This window comes from Streptomyces sp. NPDC014889 (genome assembly GCF_043081205.1).
In the GTDB taxonomy this organism is placed as follows: domain Bacteria; phylum Actinomycetota; class Actinomycetes; order Streptomycetales; family Streptomycetaceae; genus Streptomyces.
This window is the reverse complement of the sequence record NZ_JBIBWH010000009.1, coordinates 342853-363662: the sequence shown is the minus strand read 5'-3', so window position 1 is coordinate 363662 and position 20810 is coordinate 342853. Positions and strand designations below refer to the sequence as shown.

Genomic DNA, 20810 nt, shown 5'->3' with positions numbered 1-20810 from the left:
CGAGGAGGATGGGGGACATGTCACCTGCCTTCACCACCCGAGTGCTGAACGTGGCCTCCGGTTCCCGGGAGACGGTCGTCGACCTGACCCGCGACTGCGAGGCCTTCCTCCAGGAGACCGCGGACGGCCGGGACGGTCTGCTGAACCTGTTCGTGCCGCACGCCACCGCCGGCCTCGCGATCATCGAGACCGGCTCCGGCAGCGACGACGACCTCCTTGCCGCCCTGCACACCCTGCTGCCCGCCGACGACCGCTGGCAGCACCGCCACGGCAGCCCCGGGCACGGCCGCGACCACGTCCTGCCAGCCGTCGTGCCGCCGCACGCGACCATCCCGGTCCTCGGCGGCCGACTGGAACTGGGCACATGGCAGTCGGTGTGCCTGGTGGACACGAACAAGGACAATCCCAACCGCCAGGTGCGGCTGAGCTTCCTGGGCTGACCAAGATCGCTCGCGGGGGCCGTGCCCTAACGGGTTGCGTGGCGGCGCCTGGGATCTTGATGACCCCGCTGACGAGAATCGCTTCACCATGGAAGCGTGGGGCGCGCAGAGAGATCCTTCTGCTCGGAGTCACCCCTCGTAGCGGGTGGCCAGGGTCCGTACCGTCTCGGCGATGCGGTCGCGGAGTTCGGCCGGTGCGATGACCTCGACGTCGGTGCCCAGCCGCAGGAACTCTCCGTGGGCGTGGTCGATCGATTCGATGGGGACCCGGATCTCCGTCCATCCGTCACCCGCGGGTGTCACGCCGAGGCGGCGGGCTCCCTCCGGCGTGAGCCGTACCAGAGCCTCCCCGGTGTGCAGCCGGGCTTGGAAATCGGCCAGATAGCTGTTCCAGTGCGCGGCCAGGTCGAACCCGTCCGGGATGACGAACTCTTCTTCCAGGGAGCGGAGTTCGATGATCTGGTCGACCCGGTAGGTGCGGATTCCGGACGGCCCGCCGGCGACCAGGTACCAGCGGCCGGCCTTGAGTACGAGCCCGTACGGCTCCACCCGCCGCTCGATCTCCTCCGGCGCGCGCCACCGCCGGTACCGCAGGACCACCGCCCGCCGCGCCCACAACGCGCCGGCGACCGCGGCCAGGTGAGGCGTACGGTCGGCATCGCCGTACCAGCCGGGGGCGTCGAGCAGGAAGCGTTCCTGGATCCGCCCGGCGTGCTCGCGCAGCTCCGTCGGAAGGGCGGCCCGCAACTTGAGTTGGGCGGTGGTGAGCGCCTCGCCGAGGCCGAGGTCGGCGGCGGTGCCGGGGAGTGCGGCGAGGAATGCGGCCTGCGCCTCGTCCGCGGTCAGTCCGGTGAGGCGGGTCCGGTAGCCGTCGACCAGTCGGTAGCCGCCCGCATGTCCAGCGTCGCCGTACAGCGGGATACCTGCGGCGCCGAGCGCCTCGACGTCCCGGTAGACCGTACGGACGGAGACCTCCAGCTCCTCGGCCAGTTGCCGGGCCGTCATCCGGCCCCGGTTCTGGAGCAGCAGAAGCAGGGTGACCAGCCGACTCGCACGCATGCTCCCCAGTATCCACTGACAGTGGATGTCAGTGGAGTTTCCCTAACCTGCGACGCATGGACGACTTCGACTTCCTGCACGGCTCCTGGAACGTGGCCAACCGCCGCCTCACCACCCCGCTCGGCGGCCCGGGCGCCACCACATGGGTGGAGTTCCCCGGTCACGCGGTGGTCCAGCCGCTGTTCGGGGGCGCCGGGAACATCGACGAGATCACCTTCCCCACCCTCGGCCGCCAGGGCGTGACGCTGCGGCTGTTCGACCACGAAACGCGCCAGTGGTCGATCCACTGGTCGGACAGCCGGACCGGCCGACTGGATCCCCCGGTGATCGGCGGCTTCACGGGCGACCGCGGTGACTTCCACGGCGAGGACACCTACGACGGCCGCCCGATCCAGGTGCACTTCACCTGGTACCGCCTCGGCCCGGAAGCTGCCCGCTGGGAGCAGGAGTTCTCCGGCGACGGCGGCCGTACCTGGGAGCTCAACTGGATCATGGACCTCACCCGCACCCGGTCGGCCGGCGCATGAGCATCGTCGAATTCCGCCAGTACACCCTGCATCCCGGCGCCCGGGAGACACTGATCGAGCTGTTCGAGCGCGAGTTCGTGACCGGCCAGCAGGCGGCCGGCATCACCGTCGGCGGCCGGTTCCGCGACCTTGACGACCCGGACCGCTTCGTCTGGCTGCGCGCGTTCCCCGACATGACGCACCGCCGGCGCGCACTGGAGGCGTTCTACACCGGCACTGTCTGGCGGGAACACCGCGACGCGGCCAACGCCACCATGATCGACAGCGACGACGTCCTGCTGCTGCGCGGTCCCGGCTTCATGCCGGAGCCGGGCACCCGCGAGGTGGTCGCGACGGTCTGCCGGCCGTCGGACGCGGCTGCCTTCGACGCGTACGCCGCCCGGCACCTGGGCCCGCTCCATGCGCTGCACCGCACCGAGCACGCCGAAAACGACTACCCCCTCCTGCCCGTCCGCACCGGGGCGGACATCCGGGTCTGGTTCGGCCCGGCCGAGGCACCACCCTGGCCGATCCGGCGGCTGCGGCTGGAACCGGTGACGATGTGCAGGTGACAGCACCGCAAAATGTCTCTGACAGCGAGAACGAGGACAGCCAAGGCCTTGGTTCCCGCACCCGTCAGAGGCACTTGTCAGGTGAGCAAGCGAATCGGTTGCCACCCGCGCTTGCGGGTCCTCGGGGTTGCTTCAACGGAGGTTGGTGGACACGAACAGGGGCAATCCCAACCGCCAGGTGCGGCTGAGCTTCCTGGGCTGAGCGAGATCGTCGGCGGTCCTGAGCTCCCTGTTCGTCACCCGCTTTGCCCTGCCGTACTGCCCTGCGGCTAGTTTGTGTGCAGGAGAGGTACAGGTACGCAGGCCCGTGGCGGCAGAGGTGCACGGGGGACGGAAGGTCGGGAAGAGTGTCGCTGCGCGCAGGTGATCCAGCCGAGATCGGCGGCTATCCGCTTGAGGCGCGGCTCGGCTCGGGCGGCATGGGCACGGTCTTTCTGGCCCGCACGAGTTCGGGGCGACCTGTCGCGATCAAACTGATCCACCAGCAGTACGCGGAGGACGACGAGTTCCGCATCCGTTTCCGGCAGGAGGTGGCGGCGGCGAGGCGGGTGAGCGGCGCGTTCACCGCCGCGGTGGTCGACGCCGACCCCGAGGCCGAGCAGCCGTGGATGGCGACGACCTATATCGGGGGGCCCACGCTCGCCCAGCGCATCGCCACGAACGGCCCGCTGAGCGGAGCGGAGCTGAGGAGGCTCGCCATCGGGCTGGCGGAGGCGCTGCGCGACATCCACCGGGTGGGGGTCGTCCACCGTGACCTGAAGCCCTCGAACGTCGTGCTCTCGCCCGAAGGCCCGCGCGTCATCGACTTCGGCATCTCGCGCGCCGTGGACCAGCAGACGCTGACGATGACGGGGCGGGTCATCGGTACGCCGCCCTTCATGTCGCCGGAGCAACTGCAGGCGCCGCGTGGCGTGGGGCCGCGGTCCGATGTCTTCTCGCTGGGCACGCTGCTGGTGTACTCGGCGACCGGCCGCGGGCCCTTCGACGCGGACAGCCCGTACATGACGGCGTATCAGGTGGTGCACGAGGAGCCGTCGCTGGGTGCCGTGCCGGCGGCTTTGCGCGCGGTCGTCGAGTTGTGCCTGGACAAGGAGCCCGAGGGGCGCCCCTCGGCGGACGAACTCCTCGTGCTGCTGCGGGATCTGCCGGCCGACCTCGGTGGGACCGCCGCGAACGGGGTTGCCGCCGGCCGCACCCGCGACGTGATCACCCAGCATCACTTCGCGGCGCGGGCCACCCCGGCGCCGACTGCCCCGACCACCGCTCCGGCCGGCCCCGATACGGGGAGCACCGGCATCCCCACCGGCCGCCTTCTGCTTCGCCGATGGCGTCCTGTGCTCGCGGCCGCGGTCGCGGTGGCAGCGATCGGCGGGGGAATGGCCGCACTGAAGGTGGGCGGCCTCGGGGGCAACAGCGGCGGCGACAAGGGCAACAGCGTTGCGGCGCCGGGCGCCGCACTTCCGGACGGCTTCAAACCGTGGCACAAGACCGTGCGGGGCGGGCGCGAGGACATCCCCGACGAGTTGCGTTGCGTCGCACGCGGCGACGCGCTGTTCTGCGGGGGCGGCGGTGTTGTCGCGACCCGTATCAGGCCCTCGGACGGCTCGCGGGTGTGGACGGCGAAGAGTCCGGGCGTCCCCGTCCAGGCCATGCACCTGGTGGGCGCCACCGACGACACCGTGCTCGGTTACCGCTTCGCCGCCGAGGACGCCCCGCAGGGCCCTCCCAGCGAGGTGGTGGCCGTCGACGCCGACAACGGCCGGGAGCTGTGGTCCGTGGCGTCCGGCGCCCAGTCGCAGGCCGTCACGGGTCGGACTCAGGACGCCGTTGTGGTCGGTTCCACCGTGGTGACGGTCGACGCTTCCAACTCCGGCTTCGAGGCCCGGGACGCGCACAGCGGTGAGGTCACCTGGACGACGTCGTTCCCGGCGGGTACGCAGTGCGCTCCCGTCCCGGTGGGCCCGCAGCTCGTCGCGATGTGCGCGACGGATACGGAGGTGGATGCCTCAGAGGTGCGCCACCCCACCCTGTACACGGTCGACCGCGCCTCGGGGGCACTGGGCAGGCCCATCGCGGTCAACGGCCCCGCCGTGCCGGTGGGCGTCACCGACGGCAGGCTCGTACTCCTTCGGGTGCACAGGGAGGGAACAACGCCGGCCGGCTACGACGGGGTGACGCGGGTCGACCCCGTCTCGCGGAAGGTCACGTACTCACGGCTGACCAAGACATACGTGGGGACGCCCGGCATGACGGACGGCACCGTCTACGTGAGCGGGCAGACCGGTCTCATCACGGCGCTCGACCCCGTGACCGGCCGGAAGAAGTGGTCGCGGCAGACTGGCGTGGAGGGTGCGTCGGGTCCCGTCGCGGGAGCCGACGCGCTGTATTTCAGCTCGGCCACCGGCCGGGTGGTCGCGCTGTCGCCGCACGATGGCGAACCCCTGTGGACAACCGACCCGCAGGCCGATGGTCTGACGGGCGAGCAGGGCGCAAGTCCGCGCGTGACCGTTGCGGGGCGTGCGTTGATCGTGGCCGCGGCCAAGAACACCCTCTTCGCCTTCGACGCGCAGAAGGCGCCGAAGTCGGACTGACGGACTGGCGTCAGTGCAGCCAGGCGGGCAGGGTCTCGTAATCGGTCAGGTTCCGGGCGGCGCACCAGAGGGTGAAGGGGACCGTGTCGACGGCTGACCCGGCGTCCGTTGCGGCGACGGCGACCGCGACGGCCCCGGCGACGGCCTCGGGGTGGGTGTGGGTCACCGCGGCGGACATGGCAGCCCGCCGGGCTGCGTTCTCCGGGTCGCCTGTGTAGCGGACACCGAGAGGGGCGACGCGCATCGCCGCCCTGGCGGGCCAGGCCATCTCCGTGTCGTCGGTCCACGGTCAGGGCGCTTCCGGCAGTTGCTGGTGACGCAGGGTGGGGAGGTTGGAATCCCAGCCATGCCGGCCACTGGTTTCGTCGTGCGGAGGAACTGCACCCAGAGTTCACTTTCGTATGTATTGACGTCGGCCGACGTGCTGATCGTGCGCGCACCATGCTAAAATTGCGGCAGTTGCAGTTGTGGTTCCCGAAACTTCAAGTGCCTCGGTGGCCATCGCCGCCGGGCATTTTTGTATCTCCGGTGCTCATCCCGGACGGGGTTCATTGTCGCAACGCAGGGGTTCACACGGTGTGGGCCCGCGGGCACTGCCCCCAAAGGAGATATGACATGGCTACTGGCACCGTCAAGTGGTTCAACGCGGAAAAGGGCTTCGGCTTCATCGAGCAGGACGGCGGCGGCCCGGACGTCTTCGCCCACTACTCGAACATCGCCGCCCAGGGCTACCGTGAGCTCCAGGAAGGCCAGAAGGTGAACTTCGACATCACGCAGGGCCAGAAGGGTCCGCAGGCCGAGAACATCACTCCCGCCTGACGTCGAAGCGTATGAGATGGCTGGGGCCCCGCCGTGCGGCGGGGCCCCAGCTTGCTGTTTTTTGAATTCCAATGGAATTCTTTTGGTTTCGCGTTCGTTTCGCATTCGGCTCGTTCTTGCAATTCATCCGGCTCATTTCTGTCGGGAATTCCTCGATGCGCGCCCCGTCGAGGAAGGTTCTCCATGAGTCGTTCAGCTCGCACGAATGACCGTCTCCGCCCACAGGCTCAGGGACGCCCCGGCGCAGGCCCGGGCGATACCAGGCACCGCCCCTCCGCGCCGCAGGGGGAGTTCGCGCTGCCGGTCACCGTCACCCCGGCCCTGCCCGCGGCCGCCACCTTCGGTGAACTGGACATGCCAGTCGTGTTGCTGAAGATGCTCACCAGCAACGGTCTGCACGAGCCGTTCCCGATCCAGGCCGCCACGTTGCCGAACTCCCTCGCAGGGCGCGACGTCCTGGGCCGCGGGCGCACCGGATCGGGCAAGACGCTCGCTTTCGGCCTGGCGCTCCTCGTGCGCACGAGCGGGCAGCGTGCCGAGGCGCGGAAGCCGCTTGCGCTGATCCTCGTCCCCACGCGCGAGCTGGCCCAGCAGGTCACCGACGTGCTCGCGCCGTACGCCCGGTTGCTGAAGCTGCGGCTGGCCACCGTGGTCGGCGGCATGTCGATCGGCAGACAGGCCGGCGCACTGCGCGCCGGGGCCGAGGTGGTCGTCGCGACTCCCGGCCGCCTCGCGGATCTCGTCGAGCGCAAGGACTGCCGCCTGGACCGGGTGAACATCACCGTCCTGGACGAGGCCGACCAGATGGCGGACATGGGTTTCATGCCGCAGGTCACCGAACTGCTGGACCAGGTACGTCCCGGCGGCCAGCGCATGCTGTTCTCGGCCACGCTGGACCGCAACATCGACCTCCTGGTCCGTCGTTACCTCCATGACCCGGTCGTCCATTCGGTCGACCCGTCGGCGGGCGCGGTCACCACGATGGAGCATCACGTGCTGCAGGTGCACGGCGCCGACAAGTACGCGACCGCCACCGAGATCGCTGCCCGCGACGGGCGCGTGATCATGTTCCTGGACACCAAGCACGCTGTCGACCAGTTCACCAAGCACCTGCTGAGCAGTGGCGTCAAGGCCGCGGCTCTGCACGGTGGCAAGTCGCAGCCCCAGCGCACCCGCACTCTCGCACAGTTCAAGACCGGCGACGTCACGGCGCTGGTGGCCACCAACGTCGCGGCTCGGGGCATTCACGTCGACAACCTCGATCTCGTCGTCAACGTCGACCCGCCGAACGACCACAAGGACTACCTGCACCGCGGTGGCCGAACTGCCCGCGCCGGCGAGTCCGGCCGTGTCGTCACGCTGGTCCTCCCCGGCCAGCGCCGGGACATGGTCCGTCTGATGTCCGACGCGGGCATCAGGCCGCAGATCACGCAGGTCCGCTCCGGCGAGGCCGAGCTGAGCCGCATCACCGGCGCCCAGGCTCCCCCCGGTGTCCCCGTCGGCGGCAGCGGGCCGGTCGCGGAGCGCCCGAAGCGCGGCGGTGCTCCCTTCCGCGGTCTGGGCACCCGCCCGGGGCGGGCCGGCGGCGGTGGCGAGTCCCGCCGGTCCGCTGAGGCCCGCCAGATCGCCGAGGCCCGCAAGGCCGCCCGGGTCCGCCGTGGCGCATAGCCGGCGACGGTGCCCTCGTACGTGGTGTGCCTGACTCGGGCCGGAGGTGACCAGGCGCCGCGTCAGCGCTGCGCCGGCACGTCCCAGCGGACGCGCAGAGCCGGGGGCTTCCGGAAGACCAGGCCTCTGGGCGCGGTGGGCGAGGCCGGGTCGAGCCGCAGGCCGGGGAGACGGTCGAGGAGTGCGACAAGGCAGGCGCGGGTTTCCAGACGGGCGAGATGGGCGCCCAGACAGAAGTGCGGGCCGTGCGCGAAGGCCAGCTGGCGGCGGGAGTTGTCCCGTCGCAGGTCGAAACCGTCGGGGTCCTGGAACACCTCGGGGTCGCGGTTCGCGCCGGCGAGCGAGACGACCACCAGATCACCGCGCCGCACGTCGGCCCCGCCGATCGTCACGTCGGCGGTTGCGTAGCGGTCCACCACCGCCGCGGCGGGTTCCAGGCGGAGCGATTCCTCGATCGCCGCGTCGACCAGGTCCGGATCGGCACGCACGAGGGCGAGTCGACCAGGGCGCGCCAGCAGGTGCAGTACGGCGTTGGCGACCACCTCCGGCAGCTTCAGGCGCTTGCTCCCGGCCGCTGCGACCAGCAGCGACGCGTCGCCTCCGGCCGCGACCGTCGCCTCGACGCTTCCTCGCAGCCGGTCGAACGCCGCCGCCCCGGCGGGGTTCGCCGACAGCCCGGCGGTGATGTCGGAGACCGCGCTCACGATGGCGTCGTACCAGGACAGCACCGCCTCGGCGTCCGCGCCGACCAGGCCCAGCGACTCGGCAACGACGGAGACGGCCAGCGGCCCGGCCACCTCCCGGCGCAGTTCGGCGTTGCCACGCGGCCGGATGCCTTCCACGAGCCGGGCGGCTTCCTGTTCCACGAACCCGGTGAACCGGTCGTGTACATCGTGCGCGCGGAACGGGTCGGTGAAGGGGGCGCGGTGCCGCTTGTGCTCGGCGCCCTCCACGGAGAGCATGCTCGGACCGACCACCTGGGCGGTGGAGAAGCGGGGATCGTCCACCGTGAAGGTCGCCGCGTCGCGCATCACACGCAGTGCGAGATCATGCCGGGTCACCAGCCAGCCGCCCAGCACGGGGAGCCACGAAACCGGTTCGCGGGCGCGCAGCAGGGCCAGCCGGGGGTGGAGGTCCTCCTCCAAGTCCCTGAGCGTGGTCGCGGCGCCGAGTGGAAACCGGCGCGCTGTCACCATGGAAGCTCCCCCTGTTCCCTGGAATTCCGGCCGCCGCGGAGCCCACCGGGACAGCTCCGGCCCGCGGATGGCTCCGGCGCCCCTGTCCCGGCCGTCTTCGCCGGGGCCGACTGCTCGATGTCAGTGGTCCCTGTCAGGATGGCGGATGTAGCGAAGAACGGGACAGAACGGGGAACAGCGCATGATCGAGCATGTGGTCCGCCGCATGGCCGAACAGATCGTCAGGGACGCACCGCAGGGACGGACCCGGGTCGTGCTCTCCGGTCACGCGGGCCGCGGCGGGACCGGGATCACGGGCGGGCACGCCTTCGCCGGGCGGCGCGACTCCACGGGGGTGCCCGAGATGCACCACCGGCTGACGGAACTCGCGGGGGCCGTACGCGAGGACCGCGGCTGGGACCCCGTCAACTGGGAGATGGACTGCCGCACCTCCGGCGCCTACCGGCTCGTCGCGTTCAGGGACGCCGTCAGCCGGGTGAGCGGATCGGGAGGCTGTTACCAGATCGTCCTGGACCCCGACCACCGCCTGCCGCAGCCGGGCATGCGCCAGCAGGCCGGCACCGCCGCCCCCGCCGGTGACGCCGAGTCGGCCGCGACGACGTTCCGTGCCTACCTCGAGCGGCGCGCCGCCGTCCTCGGGCGCCCCGAGGAACTGCCCCCGCCCGTCACCGAAGCCGCGCTGGACGAAGCCGAGCGCCGCATCGGGCGGCCGCTGCCCGCCGACCTGCGCGCGCTGTACCTGATCGCCGACGGGGACGGCATCGATCACGAGCATCGCTATCTGATCGAAGACCACGCCTGGCTGCCGCTGAAGAGTCTGGTCGGCGAGTACACCGACGGCCGGGCGTGGCAGGACCGCCCCTGGTTCGGCTGGGACCTGGAATGGGACGCCGTGGTGTTCGACACCACCCCCGCCGAGACCGTCCGCCGCTGCGGAGGCCACCCCGGCTGGATCCGCTTCGCCGGCGGCGAGGACGGCAACTACCTCGCCGTCGACATGGACCCCGCCCGTAACGGGCGGCCGGGCCAGGTCATCGCCTCGGGCCGCGACCACGACGACGGACCCGTGCACGTCGCCGACTCCCTCACCTCCCTGCTCCGGGAGCACCTGGAACTGCTGGAGCAAGGCTCCTACGAGAAGCACGACGGCTGCATATCCCTGCGCCGGCCCCGCCGCGACAACGGCACACAGCAGATCATCGGCGACATCCCCGAAGAGGTACCGCCCACCCTCCAGGCCATCCACATCAACGACGCCTCCGGCACCGTCGACCTCAGCCCGCTGACCGGCGCCCCCGGCCTGCGCCGCGTGCACCTCAACCGCTCCACCACCGCCGACCTCGCAGCCCTGCGCGACCTGCCGGTCGAGTCGCTCCGCGTCACCCTCACCGGCGGCGACCTCACCCCACTGGCGGGACACCCCCACCTCGCGTCGCTGGATCTGAAGACCACCGCCCCGGTCGACCTCGCGCCGCTGCGCAGCGCCCCCCACCTGCACGGTCTCGACCTCACGGGCGCCGAGACAACCGACCTGACCGTCCTCGCCGACCTCACGGACCTTCGCTACCTCGCCCTCGGCCGGCAGCAGTGGGCCACACTGCTCGACCACGGCAAGCTCCCGCCGGGGCTGGCCGCCATCAGCCTCGTGGGGGACGACATCACCTTCGACGACGCCCTCGCCCTGGCCTCCCGTGCCGGCCTGGACACAGGCGACGTTCTCCGTGTCGCCGGGAGCCTTTGAGGAGTGCGGGACGCGGGGAGAGGAAGGGGGTGGCTCAAGCCGGCTTGCGCCACACGGAGACGTGCTGTGCGGAGTCCTCGGTGAACGGCGCTCCGTCCCAGTCGGCGACGCGCCGTTCCAGTTCGAGCCCGGCGATCCGCGCCATCAGGTCGAGTTCCGCCGGCCACGCGTACCGGTGCCGGGAAGCGGTGCGGCGGTAGTGGCCGTCGTCCTCGCCGTCACGGCTGAAGTGGTGCGAGACGAGGATCTGCTCGACGAGGTCGAAGGTGTCGAAACCGAGGTGCCGGTCAGAGACGTCGAAGGGCACCGCGATCTGCCCGGGCGGCAGGAACCGCAACGGCGGCACGCCCAGCTCGATGACGAACCGGCCGCCGGGCGCCAGATGGCGGGCGGCGTTGCGGAAGCACTCGACCTGCTCGTCCTGGGTGAGCAGGTTCGTGATCGTGTTGTAGACGAGGTAGACCAGGGTGAACTCGCCGGGGACGGTCGTCGTGGCCATGTCCCCGAGAGCGACCGGGAGCCGGTCCTCGTCGATCTTGCGCCGCAGGACGGCTGTCATGTGCTCGGACAGTTCGATGCCGACCACGGGCACGCCGCGTTCCCGGAGCGGGACGCCGACGCGTCCGGTGCCAATGGCGAACTCCAACGCCCGCCCGTCACCGGCGAGTTCGGAGAGGAAGTCGAGAGTCGGTCCGAGGAAGGCGACCGAGGACCTCTCGGCCTCCCCGGCGTCGTAGCGTTCGGCGGTTTCGTGGCTCCACAGTTCGCTGCTCGTCACGGGCGGCCACTTTGCCGGGCGGGGCGGGACGCTGTCCACGGGTTTTCCCGCCACCGGCACCGTCGGCAGGTCAGCGGCCCGGCGGTTACTCCGTGTCCTGCTCGGCGCGTTCGGTGGCGCGCTGCTTCAGGCGTGCCGTCTCCTTGCGCACCTCGGCCTGCGTGGTGCGCTCCTTCTCCAGCCACTCGGGCTGCTCCTGCTTCAGCGCCTCGATCTGCTCGGTGGTCAGCGCCTCGGTGACCCCGCCGCGCGCGAGACCGGAGATGGAGACACCCAGCTTGGCCGCGACCACGGGGCGGGGGTGGGGACCGTTGCGTCGCAGTTCCCGCAGCCACTCGGGCGGATCGGTCTGGAGCTCGTTGAGCTCGGCACGCGAGACGACGCCCTCCTGGAACTCGGCGGGCGTGGCGGGGAGGTACACACCCAGCTTCTTCGCCGCGGTGGCGGGCTTCATCGTCTGGGCGGTCTGGTGCGACTTCATGGTGTCCAGACTATCGACCGCGGACGAGGGCGCCGACCACGCCGGGTAACCTGGCGGCGTGACCGGCTCGGATGCATCTGCCTCGTTCCGGCTCGCGTACGTCCCCGGGGCGACGCCCGCCAAGTGGGTGCGCATCTGGAACGAGCGCCTGCCCGACGTCCCCCTCGACCTCGTCCAGGTCCCGGCCGCCGAGGTGGCCGACGTGCTGCGCGGCGGCGCGGCGGACGCGGGGCTCGTACGCCTGCCGGTGGACCGTACGTACTTCAGCGCGATCCCCCTCTACACCGAGACCACGGTGGTGATCGTCCCCAAGGACCATCTGGTGACCGCGGCGGACGAGGTGTCCGTGGCGGACCTGGCCGACGAGGTCGTCCTCCACCCGCTCGACGACGTCCTCGGCTGGGACCGGCCGCCCGGCGAAGAGGCCTTCGAACGGCCCGCCACCACGGCCGACGCCGTCGAGCTCGTGGCGGCCGGAGTGGGCGTGCTCGTCGTCCCCCAGTCGCTGGCCCGCCTCCACCACCGCAGGGACCTCACCTACCGACCGGTCGCCGACGCCCCGCAGTCGGGCATCGCGCTCTGCTGGCCGGAGGAGGCGCACACCGACCTGGTGGAACACTTCATCGGGATCGTGCGCGGCCGGACCGTCAACAGCACCCGGGGCCGCGCCCAGACCCCGCCCGAGGAGCAGCCGGGGCGCAAGGACCGGCGTGCCGAGCAGGGGGAGACCCGCCGCAAGCCCGCCACCGGCGGAAAGACCGGCGGACAGACCGGAGGCAAGTCCGGCGGCAGGGCGGGCGGCCGAACGGGCCAGGCGGCAGGCCGCTCCGGCAGGGCGACCGGCCGTGCGGGCGGGTCCGCGGCCCGCAACCGGCGCGGCGGCTCAGGCGGCTCCGGCGGCTCGGGCGGCGGCAGGAGCGGCGGGCGGGGCAGGCCGGGCCGCGGGGCGTAGCCGCCTCCGCGTCACGTCCGGGCGCCGCGGCCGATCGACTCCACCAGCGGCAGCAGCCGGAACGGAACCCGCTCGCGCAGCGCCACCTCCGTACGGGTGCGCACCACGCCCGGCAGGCTGATGAGCTTCTGGATGACGTCCTCGAGGTGGGCGTTGTCGCGCGCCACGACACGGGTGAGCAGGTCGCCTCCGCCCGTCATCGAGAACGCCTCGACGATCTCAGGTACGGCCGCCAGCGCGTCCCCGACGTCGTCCAGGTGCCCCTGGGTGACCTCGATGTGCACGAACGCCAGGACCGGGTGGCCGAGCGCGACGGGGGAGAGGGCGGGACCCGTGCCGGTGATCACGCCGTTCCGTTCGAGACGGTCGAGGCGGGCCTGCAGGGTGCCCCGCGCGACGCCGAGGATGCGGGCGCACTCGCGCACGCTGGTGCGCGGCTGCTCCAGGAGCAGCCGCAGGATGCGGGTGTCGAGTTCGTCCACGGCCATGGCGACGAGGGTTTCCTCTCAGGTCGGTGATCGGCAGTTACTGTACCAATGGCTCACCAGAACGCGGTCCGACTGGGCCAGCATCCGTGGTCCATTGGCTTGCGGCCAGCGCGTTGATCACGTGTCCGATTATGCCAATGGCTCAGTGTTGCCGGGTTCGCTTGAGCCAGGGGCGCCGGGGATGCTCTCATGGACACGTCGACGGCGCTGCGGATCCCCGCGGCGCCTTTCTCATGCCGGTGTCGCGCCGGCGTTCCAGGTGACTTCCACAGGGGGCGGTAAGCAGTGCTGAAGAGGGTGTTCGTGGCTCCGGACCCGGGGCGGACGCGGCTGCGCTTCGCCGCCAGGGCCGTCCTCGGCATCGGCCTGGCGGTCGCCGTCTGCGGGGTGGCCGGACACTCGCTGCCGGGCGCCGTCGCCGGTGGGCTCGCCGCGCTGCTCGCCCTGTTCACCGTCACCGACCCCACGGTGCGCGGACAGCTCGTGACCACCGCGCTGCTGCCGGTCGCCGGCCTGCCCGTGCTGGCCGTCGCGGCCGGCCTCCACGACCACCCCTCGGCACGCGACCTCGCCTTCCTCGCCGTGGTCGGCGCGGGCGTGTACGCGCGCCGCTGGGGGCCGCGCGGCCACAGTCTCGGCGTGTTCGCGTTCATGACCTTCTTCGTGGCGCAGTTCCTGCACACCAGGACCGGGCAGCTGCCCGAGGTGTTCGCAGCCGTCCTGCTGTCCGTGCTCACCGCGGCGGCGGTGCGCTTCGGCATGTGGTGTTACGAACGCCGGCTGCCCGCCGCGGCCGCACCCGCCGTTCCGGGCGGCCGCGGGCTGGGCCGGGTGACCACCCGGCAGGCCGTGCAGGCGACCGCGGGCGCCGGCTTCGCCCTCGTCGTGGGCCAGCTCGTGTCCGGGGAGCGCTGGTACTGGGCCGTCGGCGCCACCTGGTGGGTGTTCGTGAACACCACCTCGCGCGGCGAGACCCTGGTCCGCGGCTTCCGCCGGGTCCTCGGCACGGTGCTCGGCATCGCCCTGGCCGCCGTGGTCGTCGTCCCGCTGCACGGGGCCGCGCTCCCCACCGCCGCCCTGGTCGCCGTCTGCGTCTTCGGCATCTTCTACACCGCCGCCGTGTCCTACACCTGGATGATGCTCTGGGTCACCCTGCTCGCCACGGCGCTCTACGGCCTTCTCGGCGTCCTCGCGCCCGGGCTGCTCGCCCTGCGGCTCGGCGAGACGGCCGTCGGCGCGCTCGGCGCCTGGCTGGCCGTGCTGTTCGTGCTGCCCGTCACCACCCACGCCGTCACGGACGCCTGGATCCAGCGGGCCCTGCGCTGCGTCCACGCGTGCACGGCGGAGGCCGCGGCCCGGCTGGCCGGCACCGCAGGGGCCGACCCGGCACCTGGCGTGGCCGAACTCGAGCAGCTGCTCGGCCGGGTGCGGCTCTCCGTCGCCCCGCTCGTGCACCCACTGAACCCGATGCTCGGCCGCAAGCGGCGCGCCCGGCAGGTGCTCGCCCTGCTCGACGACTGCGCCCGCGAGATCCGTGGCCTCGTCGCCGTCGCCGCCGACCCGGAGGCCTCCCACGACGAGCGGCTGGCCGCCGCGTGCCACCGAGTGGAGAGCGCGGTGGAAGCCCTCACCGACGACGGCGCGGACACCGTTCTGCGGGTCGCCCCCGCCGCTCCCCGGCCGACGGCCGCGGAGGCCGCTCTCACCCACCTCCACGCCCTGGAACACGCCCTGGCGGAACTGGCCACGCCGTTGCGTGCGCCGTCGGGCTCGCCGCTGGTGGGCGCGTGACGCCGACGTCACCGTGATGCCGACGGCACGAGGGGGGCCACGCCGCGACTTGGTCTAGACCGAACGGGGGTGACTGCTACCGTCGCTCGGACGGGACGACCGAGAGGGGACCAGTGGTGGCACACGGCGGCAGGCGGCGGGCGTTCATCGGGTCGTTCACGGCGGCGGGAGGCCCCGGGGTCGTCACCGCGGCGGTGTCCGAGGACGGCGGGGCGCTGACCGTGCTCAGCGGGGTCGACGGTGTCCTCGACCCTTCCTACCTGGCCCTTTCCCGCGACGGCGGCACGCTCTACGCGGTGAGCGAGACGGCCGAGGGCGCCGTGGCGGCCTACCGCGTGAAGGGCGAGACGGTCGAGCTGACCGGGCCGCCGGTGAGCGTCGGCGGCAGCGGCCCCACCCACCTGAGCCTGCTCGACGGGCACGTCCTGACGGCCAACTACGGTTCCGGCAGCGTCAGCGCCGTTCCCGTCCGCGCCGACGGGCGCCTCGCCCCGGCCGCCTCGGACGTGCTGCGGCACACCGGCTCGGGCCCGCACGAGCGGCGCCAGCGCGGTCCGCACGCCCACCAGGTGCAGCCGGACCCGAGCGGCCGCTGGGCCGTCAGCGTGGACCTCGGCACCGACTCGGTGCGGGTCTGCACCCTGGTCGACGGGCAGCTCGCCGTGCACCGGGAGATCGCGCTGCGGCCCGGCTCCGGACCCCGCCACCTGGCCTTCCACCCGGACGGCGGGTACGCCTACGTGGTCAACGAACTGAGGCCCACCGTCACGGTCTGCCGCTGGGACGCCGCCGAGGGCTCGCTCAAGCCCCTGACGGAGAACCCGCTCCTGCCGGACGCCCCGGCCGGGGACGCCTATCCCTCGGGCATCGCGGTGGCGCCGGACGGCCGGTTCCTGTGGACCGCGACGCGCGGCGAGGACGTCCTGTCCGTGTTCGCGGTCGAGGCGGACGGGGAGCGGCTGCGGCTGGTCGGGTGCGTGCCGTGCGGCGGCCACTGGCCCCGGGCGCTGACCCTGTCCGACGGCTTCCTGTACGTCGCCAACGAGCGCTCCGGGGACGTGACCTGGTTCGCCGTGGACGGGAAGACGGGGCTGCCCGCGCGGGCCGGCAAGGTCGCGGTGCCGGCGGCGTCCTGCGTGGTCTTCGGCTGAACGCGCGCACGGCCGCGCATGTCCACGAGCGCTGCCAGGACGGCACGAGGTTCCGTACGGCGAAGGGCCCGCCCCTCGGATGGCGAGGAGCGGGCCCCGGGTCGTACGGGGTGAAGGCCGCGGGCGTCAGCGCGCCGGCGCGCTCTGCGGCTGCTGCGGGGCGATGCCCAGGGCCGTCGTGTAGCCGGCCAGGGCGAGCTTGCCGATCGCCGGGTACGGGCCGAGTGCCTCGGCGGCGGCACAGCCGGCCTCCTCGGCGGCGGCCTGGACCAGCTCCGCGTCGATCTCCGGGCCGATCAGGTACGGCGCCAGGGCAAGCTGCTGGGAGCCCGCGGCCCGCAACTGCTCGGCGACGTCGGCGATCGAGCCGTCCTGGTCGAGAGCGGCCGCCATCACCGGAACGGCGAGGCGGGCGGCGAGCAGCATGCCGGTGATCCCGGCCGCCTGCACGGCCTCTTCGCCGCCGACCGAGGCCAGGATGATCCCGTCGGCCGCGGTCGCCACGGTGAACAGGCGGGCGCGGTCGGCGCGGGCCAGGCCCGCCTCCGACAGCCGGACGTGCAGCGCCTCGGCGAGCAGCGGGTGCGGGCCGAGCACGTCGGTCAGCTCGGCGGCGACACGGCTGTCCATGACGGCCTGACGGATCCGGCGCAGCAGCGCGTTGTCCGGACCGGCCAGCAGCGGCACCACGACCGCGACGGGACCGTCGGGCTGCTTGACGTCCGCTCCGGCGGCGACGGCCTGCTCGTAACGGGCGGTCCGCTCCTCGGCCGCACGGGTGAGTACGGTCTGCACGGTCGGGTGGTCCGCGTCGTCCCCGTCGAGGTAGCCGATCCGGGCGTCGAGGCCGGGCAGCTCGGAGCGCGCGATGCTCACGACCTCCTCGGCGAGGCCCCGCGTGGCGTCGCCAGGGGTCCCCGGCACCGCGAGGACGAGAGCGGGTGCGCCCTCGGGCGCCGCCAGCGGTTCGGGGCGGCGGTGCCGTCCCGGCTGGCGGGGGCGCGGCATTCGTACTGGTAGGCCGGGCGCGGGCCCAGTGGGGGAGCTCATGGCGCCGCATGTTACTGGCTTCGGGGGTTCCCCTGTTCGGGGAGGGTGCAGGTGAGCGGTATCCGTCCGGTTTTGTCTGATGGGTTACGTACCGGTGTGCGGCGTGGTCCGGCGTCACCAGGCCGGATGCGGCAACTGGCGCGGTCCATCAGTGCATTTGTCCGGCAGATGCGGACGTGGGGGATCAATCCCTTTGTGGGGGAGGTACGTACAGCAGCTTCTCATCATCCGGAAGGGCGAGGACGTCCCTGGCCAGGTCGGTCGCGATGCGCACGCAGCCGTGCAGCGGATCGCCCTCGGCGGGCACCCGCCGTGCGTGCGGGAGCCGCTCGGAGAGTTCCTTCTCCAGCGGCACGAGGAGCGGGTCGCCGAGCTTGAACAGGCCGCCGGTCAGGGCGAGCAGCGGCTCTTCCGAGGGCGGGCAGACGGCCGCGGCTGACTCGGCCATGTGCCGGGCGGCCGCGCGCAGCACACCGGCCGCGACGGGGTCGCCGGCCGCGCAGGCCGCCACCTCGGGGGCGAAGGAGGCCAGCACGGCGGCCCGGTCGGAGCGCGGGTAGAGCCGGCCGGGCAGTTCCGCCGTCGGCCCGAACACCTCCTCGGCGCGGGCCAGCAGTCGCGCCGAGCCGCCGTCCCGCCCGTCGTGGGCGCGCAGCGCGGCCTCCAGGCCCGCCCGTCCGATCCACGCTCCGCCGCCGCAGTCGCCGAGCAGATGTCCCCAGCCGTCCGCGCGCCGCCAGCCGGTGAGATCGGTGCCGATCGCGATCAGACCGGTTCCGGCGGCGACGACCGCGCCGGGGCGGGGGCCCAAGGCTCCGGCGTAGGCGGTGACGGCGTCGGCGGCCAGCGCGACCCGGCGTACGCCGAGCTGCCGTGCCAGCGCTCCGGGCAGTTCGGCCCGCAGCGCGTCGCCCAGGGTGGCGAGCCCGGCCGCCCCCAGTACGGCCGTCTCCAGCCGTCCCACGCCGGCCTCGGCGGCCAACGCGCGGGCCATGGGCACCAGTTGCTCCATGAGGTGTCCGGGTTCGATGCCCCGCGCGCCGGTGCGCACCGGCTCACCGGACTCCCCCCGCGCCAGCGCCCCGCGCCCGGGCACGCCGACGACGGCCCGGAGCCCGGAGCCGCCCGAGTCCACGGCGAGGAATCCGGCCGCGCCGGCCGGCGAGTCCCCTGTCACGGCAGCACCTGGCTCGGGCACTGGACGCACCGGGCTCCTTCCCGCTGACGGCCGGCCGCGCGATCCGCGCGGCCCGCTCGACGGCCTTGGTGAGGAGGAACACTAGCGTCCGCGGACGCCCGCGGGGACCGGTCCGCGGGCAGGGATTGTCGGTGTGGGCCGCTAGAGTGACGCAGCGTGGCACCACGACCGTTGTATGAACTAGTAGAGGCCGGCTGGGCGAAGGCCCTGGAACCGGTGGCCGGACGTATCGCGGGCATGGGGGACTTCCTGCGCGCCGAGGTCGCGGCCGGCCGGACGTATCTCCCGGCGGGGGCGAACGTCCTGCGGGCGTTCCAGCAACCCTTCGACGACGTAAGGGTCCTGATCGTCGGTCAGGATCCCTATCCGACGCCCGGAATGGCCATCGGCCTGAGCTTCGCGGTCGCGCCGGAGGTGCGGTCGCTGCCGGGCAGCCTGGAGAACATCTACCGGGAGCTGAACTCGGACCTTAACCTGCCCAGGCCCTCCAACGGTGATCTGACCCCGTGGACCCGGCAGGGCGTGCTGCTGCTCAACAGGGCGCTCACCACGGCCCCGCGCAAGCCCGGCGCCCACCGGGGCAAGGGCTGGGAGGAGGTCACCGAGCAGGCCATCCGCGCCCTCGTCGCGCGGGAGCGGCCGCTGGTGTCGATCCTGTGGGGGCGAGACGCGCGCAATCTGCGGCCGCTGCTCGGCGAGTACCCGGCCATCGAGTCGGCGCACCCCTCGCCGATGTCCGCGGACCGGGGCTTCTTCGGCTCGCGCCCGTTCAGCCGGGCCAACGACCTCCTCCAGCGGCAGGGGGCCGAGCCGGTGGACTGGCGACTGCCCTAGGCGCAACGGCGGTCGCCGGCAAGGAGGTTGATCAACCAACCCATCGGCCTGATCCTGCTCGGCATCCCGGTCGCGGCGGACATCACCCGCGACCAGGCCCACGCGGTCGCGGCCGTGGGCCTGATGGAGTGGGCGCCCCTCTCAGCCGATGACCGCCGCCCGCACGCAGAGCACGTCGGGCAGGTGCGAGGCCAGTTGCCGCCAGCTGTCGCCGTCGTCCGCCGACGCGTACACCTCGCCGTTGCGATTGCCGAAGTAGACGCCGGCCGGGTCCGCGTCGTCGGTGCACAGCGCGTCGCGCAGCACCGTGCCGTAGTGGTCCTCCGACGGCAGGCCCGCCGAGAGCGGTTCCCAGCTCCGGCCCGCGTCCGCGGTGCGGAACACACGGCAGCGGCGGCCGGCGGGCACCCGGTCCGCGTCCGCGTTGATGGGGAAGACGTACGCGGTGCCGCCGCGGTGCGGGTGGGCGGCCGCGGTGAAACCGAACGTCGACGGCAGGCCCTCGCCGATGTCCGTCCAGTGCGCGCCTCCGTCGTCGCTGCGGTACACGCCCCAGTGGTTCTGCAGGTACAGCCGGTCGAGGTTCTCCGCGTCCTGCGTGACCTTGTGCACGCACTGGCCGAACTCCGGGTTCGGATCGGGCAGGAACACGGCGGACACCCCGGAGTTGGACGGTGCCCAGCTCGCTCCGCCGTCGGCCGTGCGGAACACCCCGGCGGTCGACACGGCGACCGTGACCGCCCGCGGATCGCGGCGGTCCGTCACCACGGTGTGCAGGCCCTCACCGCCGCCGCCCGGCACCCACTTCGACCGTGTGGGGTGTTCCCACAGCGGGCGGACCAGGTCGAAGCTCTCGCCGCGGTCCTCGGAGCGGTACAGCGCGGCCGGTTCCGTGCCCGCGTAGACCACGTCGGGCTCGGCGGCGGCCGGGTGGAGCTGCCACACCCGCTCCAGCGAGGCGCCGGTGTCCTTGGGGAACCGCACGGCCGGGCGGGCCGGTTCGGTCCAGGTGCGCCCGAGGTCGTCGGAGTGGAACACCGACGGGCCCCAGTGGGCGCTGTCCCCGCCGGCCAGCAGCCGCGGGACGGGGCCGCGGACGTCGATGGCGACGGAGTAGACGGCCTGGGCGTTGAAGTGGGGACTGTCGTCGAACTCCCAGACGCCCTCCCGCCGCCGCCCGATGAACAGGCCCTTGCGCGTGCCCACGGCGAGCAGTACCTCGGTCATGCCGATCACCTCCGCGAGGTCTTCGTCCGGACCTCTTTGTCCCGGACACCGGCCAGTGTGCACCCCACCACTGACAGTCCTCTCCGCATCGGCGTCGTCGCAGGTCACAGCGGCATGGCTGGAATACGGGCCCGGTCGTGCCCGCCGCCGGAACCAGGGGGCGCCCGGGGCGCGGCACCCATGGGACGCCCGGGCCTGGGAACTCGGCGTGAGCATCGGGGAGCCCTCCGCCGTATGGGAGGGCGGTCCGGCAGGTACGTGTGCCCGT

The 20810-nt window shown here is 72.6% G+C and carries 19 protein-coding genes and 1 pseudogene; 11 read left to right on the top strand and 9 right to left on the bottom strand.

The window, feature by feature from the left end:
- Positions 1-17 precede the first annotated feature (17 nt).
- Positions 18-440 (top strand): secondary thiamine-phosphate synthase enzyme YjbQ, encoded by a 423-nt coding sequence (locus tag ACF09J_RS20505; RefSeq protein ID WP_392306852.1) that lies wholly within the window; start codon positions 18-20, stop codon positions 438-440.
- Between the two features lie 129 nt (positions 441-569).
- Here the strand turns inward: ACF09J_RS20505 and ACF09J_RS20500 are convergent, their stop codons facing one another.
- Positions 570-1499 (bottom strand): helix-turn-helix transcriptional regulator, encoded by a 930-nt coding sequence (locus ACF09J_RS20500; RefSeq protein WP_392306851.1) that lies wholly within the window; start codon positions 1497-1499, stop codon positions 570-572.
- Positions 1500-1555: 56 nt separating this feature from the next.
- Between ACF09J_RS20500 and ACF09J_RS20495 the strand changes: the two genes are divergently transcribed.
- The 3 genes from ACF09J_RS20495 (at position 1556) to ACF09J_RS20485 (ending at position 5168) form a co-directional block, all read left to right on the top strand.
- Positions 1556-2026 (top strand): hypothetical protein, encoded by a 471-nt coding sequence (locus tag ACF09J_RS20495; protein ID WP_392306850.1) that lies wholly within the window; start codon positions 1556-1558, stop codon positions 2024-2026.
- A complete protein-coding gene (locus tag ACF09J_RS20490) occupies positions 2023-2577 on the top strand; it encodes an NIPSNAP family protein (RefSeq protein WP_392306849.1) in 555 nt (184 codons plus the stop codon). Before ACF09J_RS20495 ends, ACF09J_RS20490 begins: the two co-directional genes overlap by 4 nt.
- Before the next feature lie 347 nt (positions 2578-2924).
- A complete protein-coding gene (locus tag ACF09J_RS20485) occupies positions 2925-5168 on the top strand; it encodes a protein kinase (protein WP_392306848.1) in 2244 nt (747 codons plus the stop codon).
- Between the two features lie 34 nt (positions 5169-5202).
- Here the strand turns inward: ACF09J_RS20485 and ACF09J_RS20480 are convergent.
- A pseudogene (locus ACF09J_RS20480) lies at positions 5203-5433 on the bottom strand (ADP-ribosylglycohydrolase family protein); the annotation flags it as partial.
- A gap of 350 nt (positions 5434-5783) precedes the next feature.
- On the opposite strand from ACF09J_RS20480, the gene ACF09J_RS20475 reads away from it, so the two are divergent.
- The gene (locus ACF09J_RS20475) at positions 5784-5987 is read left to right on the top strand and encodes a cold-shock protein (protein ID WP_384436196.1); all 204 of its coding nucleotides are present in this window, start codon (positions 5784-5786) and stop codon (positions 5985-5987) included.
- 183 nt (positions 5988-6170) lie between these two features.
- The gene (locus ACF09J_RS20470; protein ID WP_392306847.1) at positions 6171-7655 is read left to right on the top strand and encodes a DEAD/DEAH box helicase; all 1485 of its coding nucleotides are present in this window, start codon (positions 6171-6173) and stop codon (positions 7653-7655) included.
- 62 nt (positions 7656-7717) lie between these two features.
- Here the strand turns inward: ACF09J_RS20470 and ACF09J_RS20465 are convergent, their stop codons facing one another.
- On the bottom strand, positions 7718-8851 hold the full coding sequence (locus tag ACF09J_RS20465; protein ID WP_392306846.1) for a cytochrome P450: 1134 nt from the start codon (positions 8849-8851) through the stop codon (positions 7718-7720).
- 181 nt (positions 8852-9032) lie between these two features.
- Between ACF09J_RS20465 and ACF09J_RS20460 the strand changes: the two genes are divergently transcribed.
- On the top strand, positions 9033-10592 hold the full coding sequence (locus tag ACF09J_RS20460; protein ID WP_392306845.1) for an SMI1/KNR4 family protein: 1560 nt from the start codon (positions 9033-9035) through the stop codon (positions 10590-10592).
- Between the two features lie 34 nt (positions 10593-10626).
- Here the strand turns inward: ACF09J_RS20460 and ACF09J_RS20455 are convergent, their stop codons facing one another.
- The gene (locus ACF09J_RS20455) at positions 10627-11370 is read right to left on the bottom strand and encodes a class I SAM-dependent DNA methyltransferase (RefSeq protein WP_392306844.1); all 744 of its coding nucleotides are present in this window, start codon (positions 11368-11370) and stop codon (positions 10627-10629) included.
- An 85-nt stretch (positions 11371-11455) separates the two neighbouring features.
- Positions 11456-11851 (bottom strand): DUF5997 family protein, encoded by a 396-nt coding sequence (locus ACF09J_RS20450; protein ID WP_392306843.1) that lies wholly within the window; start codon positions 11849-11851, stop codon positions 11456-11458.
- A gap of 58 nt (positions 11852-11909) precedes the next feature.
- Here ACF09J_RS20450 and ACF09J_RS20445 point away from each other — a divergent pair, with 58 nt between their 5' ends.
- Positions 11910-12803 carry a LysR substrate-binding domain-containing protein gene (locus ACF09J_RS20445; RefSeq protein WP_392306842.1) on the top strand — a complete coding sequence of 298 codons (894 nt, stop codon included), beginning with the start codon at positions 11910-11912 and terminating at the stop codon, positions 12801-12803.
- 11 nt (positions 12804-12814) lie between these two features.
- Here the strand turns inward: ACF09J_RS20445 and ACF09J_RS20440 are convergent, their stop codons facing one another.
- The gene (locus tag ACF09J_RS20440) at positions 12815-13291 is read right to left on the bottom strand and encodes an Lrp/AsnC family transcriptional regulator (protein ID WP_392306841.1); all 477 of its coding nucleotides are present in this window, start codon (positions 13289-13291) and stop codon (positions 12815-12817) included.
- Between the two features lie 285 nt (positions 13292-13576).
- Here ACF09J_RS20440 and ACF09J_RS20435 point away from each other — a divergent pair, with 285 nt between their 5' ends.
- Both ACF09J_RS20435 and ACF09J_RS20430 read left to right on the top strand, forming a co-directional pair.
- Complete coding sequence (locus tag ACF09J_RS20435; protein WP_392306840.1) at positions 13577-15082, top strand: FUSC family protein; 1506 nt, start codon at positions 13577-13579, stop codon at positions 15080-15082.
- A 116-nt stretch (positions 15083-15198) separates the two neighbouring features.
- Positions 15199-16233, top strand: coding sequence for a lactonase family protein (locus ACF09J_RS20430; RefSeq protein ID WP_392306839.1), 1035 nt, complete (start codon positions 15199-15201; stop codon positions 16231-16233).
- 126 nt (positions 16234-16359) lie between these two features.
- On the opposite strand, the gene ACF09J_RS20425 is transcribed toward ACF09J_RS20430, so the two are convergent.
- Positions 16360-17283, bottom strand: coding sequence for a sirohydrochlorin chelatase (locus ACF09J_RS20425; protein ID WP_392306838.1), 924 nt, complete (start codon positions 17281-17283; stop codon positions 16360-16362).
- Positions 17284-17467: 184 nt separating this feature from the next.
- Positions 17468-18460, bottom strand: a complete 993-nt coding sequence (locus ACF09J_RS20420) for an N-acetylglucosamine kinase (protein ID WP_392306837.1) — start codon at positions 18458-18460, stop codon at positions 17468-17470.
- Between the two features lie 177 nt (positions 18461-18637).
- Here ACF09J_RS20420 and ACF09J_RS20415 point away from each other — a divergent pair, with 177 nt between their 5' ends.
- Positions 18638-19315, top strand: coding sequence for a uracil-DNA glycosylase (locus ACF09J_RS20415; protein WP_392306836.1), 678 nt, complete (start codon positions 18638-18640; stop codon positions 19313-19315).
- Positions 19316-19456: 141 nt separating this feature from the next.
- Here the strand turns inward: ACF09J_RS20415 and ACF09J_RS20410 are convergent, their stop codons facing one another.
- Positions 19457-20542 (bottom strand): WD40/YVTN/BNR-like repeat-containing protein, encoded by a 1086-nt coding sequence (locus ACF09J_RS20410; protein WP_392306835.1) that lies wholly within the window; start codon positions 20540-20542, stop codon positions 19457-19459.
- Between the last annotated feature and the right edge of the window lie 268 nt (positions 20543-20810).

Coding starts and splice junctions, on each gene's coding strand:
- ACF09J_RS20505 (WP_392306852.1), top strand. CDS start 18: ATGTCACCTGCCTTCACCACCCGAGTGCTGAACGTGGCCTCCGGTTCC.
- ACF09J_RS20500 (WP_392306851.1), bottom strand. CDS start 1,499: ATGCGTGCGAGTCGGCTGGTCACCCTGCTTCTGCTGCTCCAGAACCGG.
- ACF09J_RS20495 (WP_392306850.1), top strand. CDS start 1,556: ATGGACGACTTCGACTTCCTGCACGGCTCCTGGAACGTGGCCAACCGC.
- ACF09J_RS20490 (WP_392306849.1), top strand. CDS start 2,023: ATGAGCATCGTCGAATTCCGCCAGTACACCCTGCATCCCGGCGCCCGG.
- ACF09J_RS20475 (WP_384436196.1), top strand. CDS start 5,784: ATGGCTACTGGCACCGTCAAGTGGTTCAACGCGGAAAAGGGCTTCGGC.
- ACF09J_RS20470 (WP_392306847.1), top strand. CDS start 6,171: ATGAGTCGTTCAGCTCGCACGAATGACCGTCTCCGCCCACAGGCTCAG.
- ACF09J_RS20465 (WP_392306846.1), bottom strand. CDS start 8,851: ATGGTGACAGCGCGCCGGTTTCCACTCGGCGCCGCGACCACGCTCAGG.
- ACF09J_RS20460 (WP_392306845.1), top strand. CDS start 9,033: ATGATCGAGCATGTGGTCCGCCGCATGGCCGAACAGATCGTCAGGGAC.
- ACF09J_RS20450 (WP_392306843.1), bottom strand. CDS start 11,851: ATGAAGTCGCACCAGACCGCCCAGACGATGAAGCCCGCCACCGCGGCG.
- ACF09J_RS20440 (WP_392306841.1), bottom strand. CDS start 13,291: ATGGCCGTGGACGAACTCGACACCCGCATCCTGCGGCTGCTCCTGGAG.
- ACF09J_RS20425 (WP_392306838.1), bottom strand. CDS start 17,283: ATGAGCTCCCCCACTGGGCCCGCGCCCGGCCTACCAGTACGAATGCCG.
- ACF09J_RS20410 (WP_392306835.1), bottom strand. CDS start 20,542: ATGACCGAGGTACTGCTCGCCGTGGGCACGCGCAAGGGCCTGTTCATC.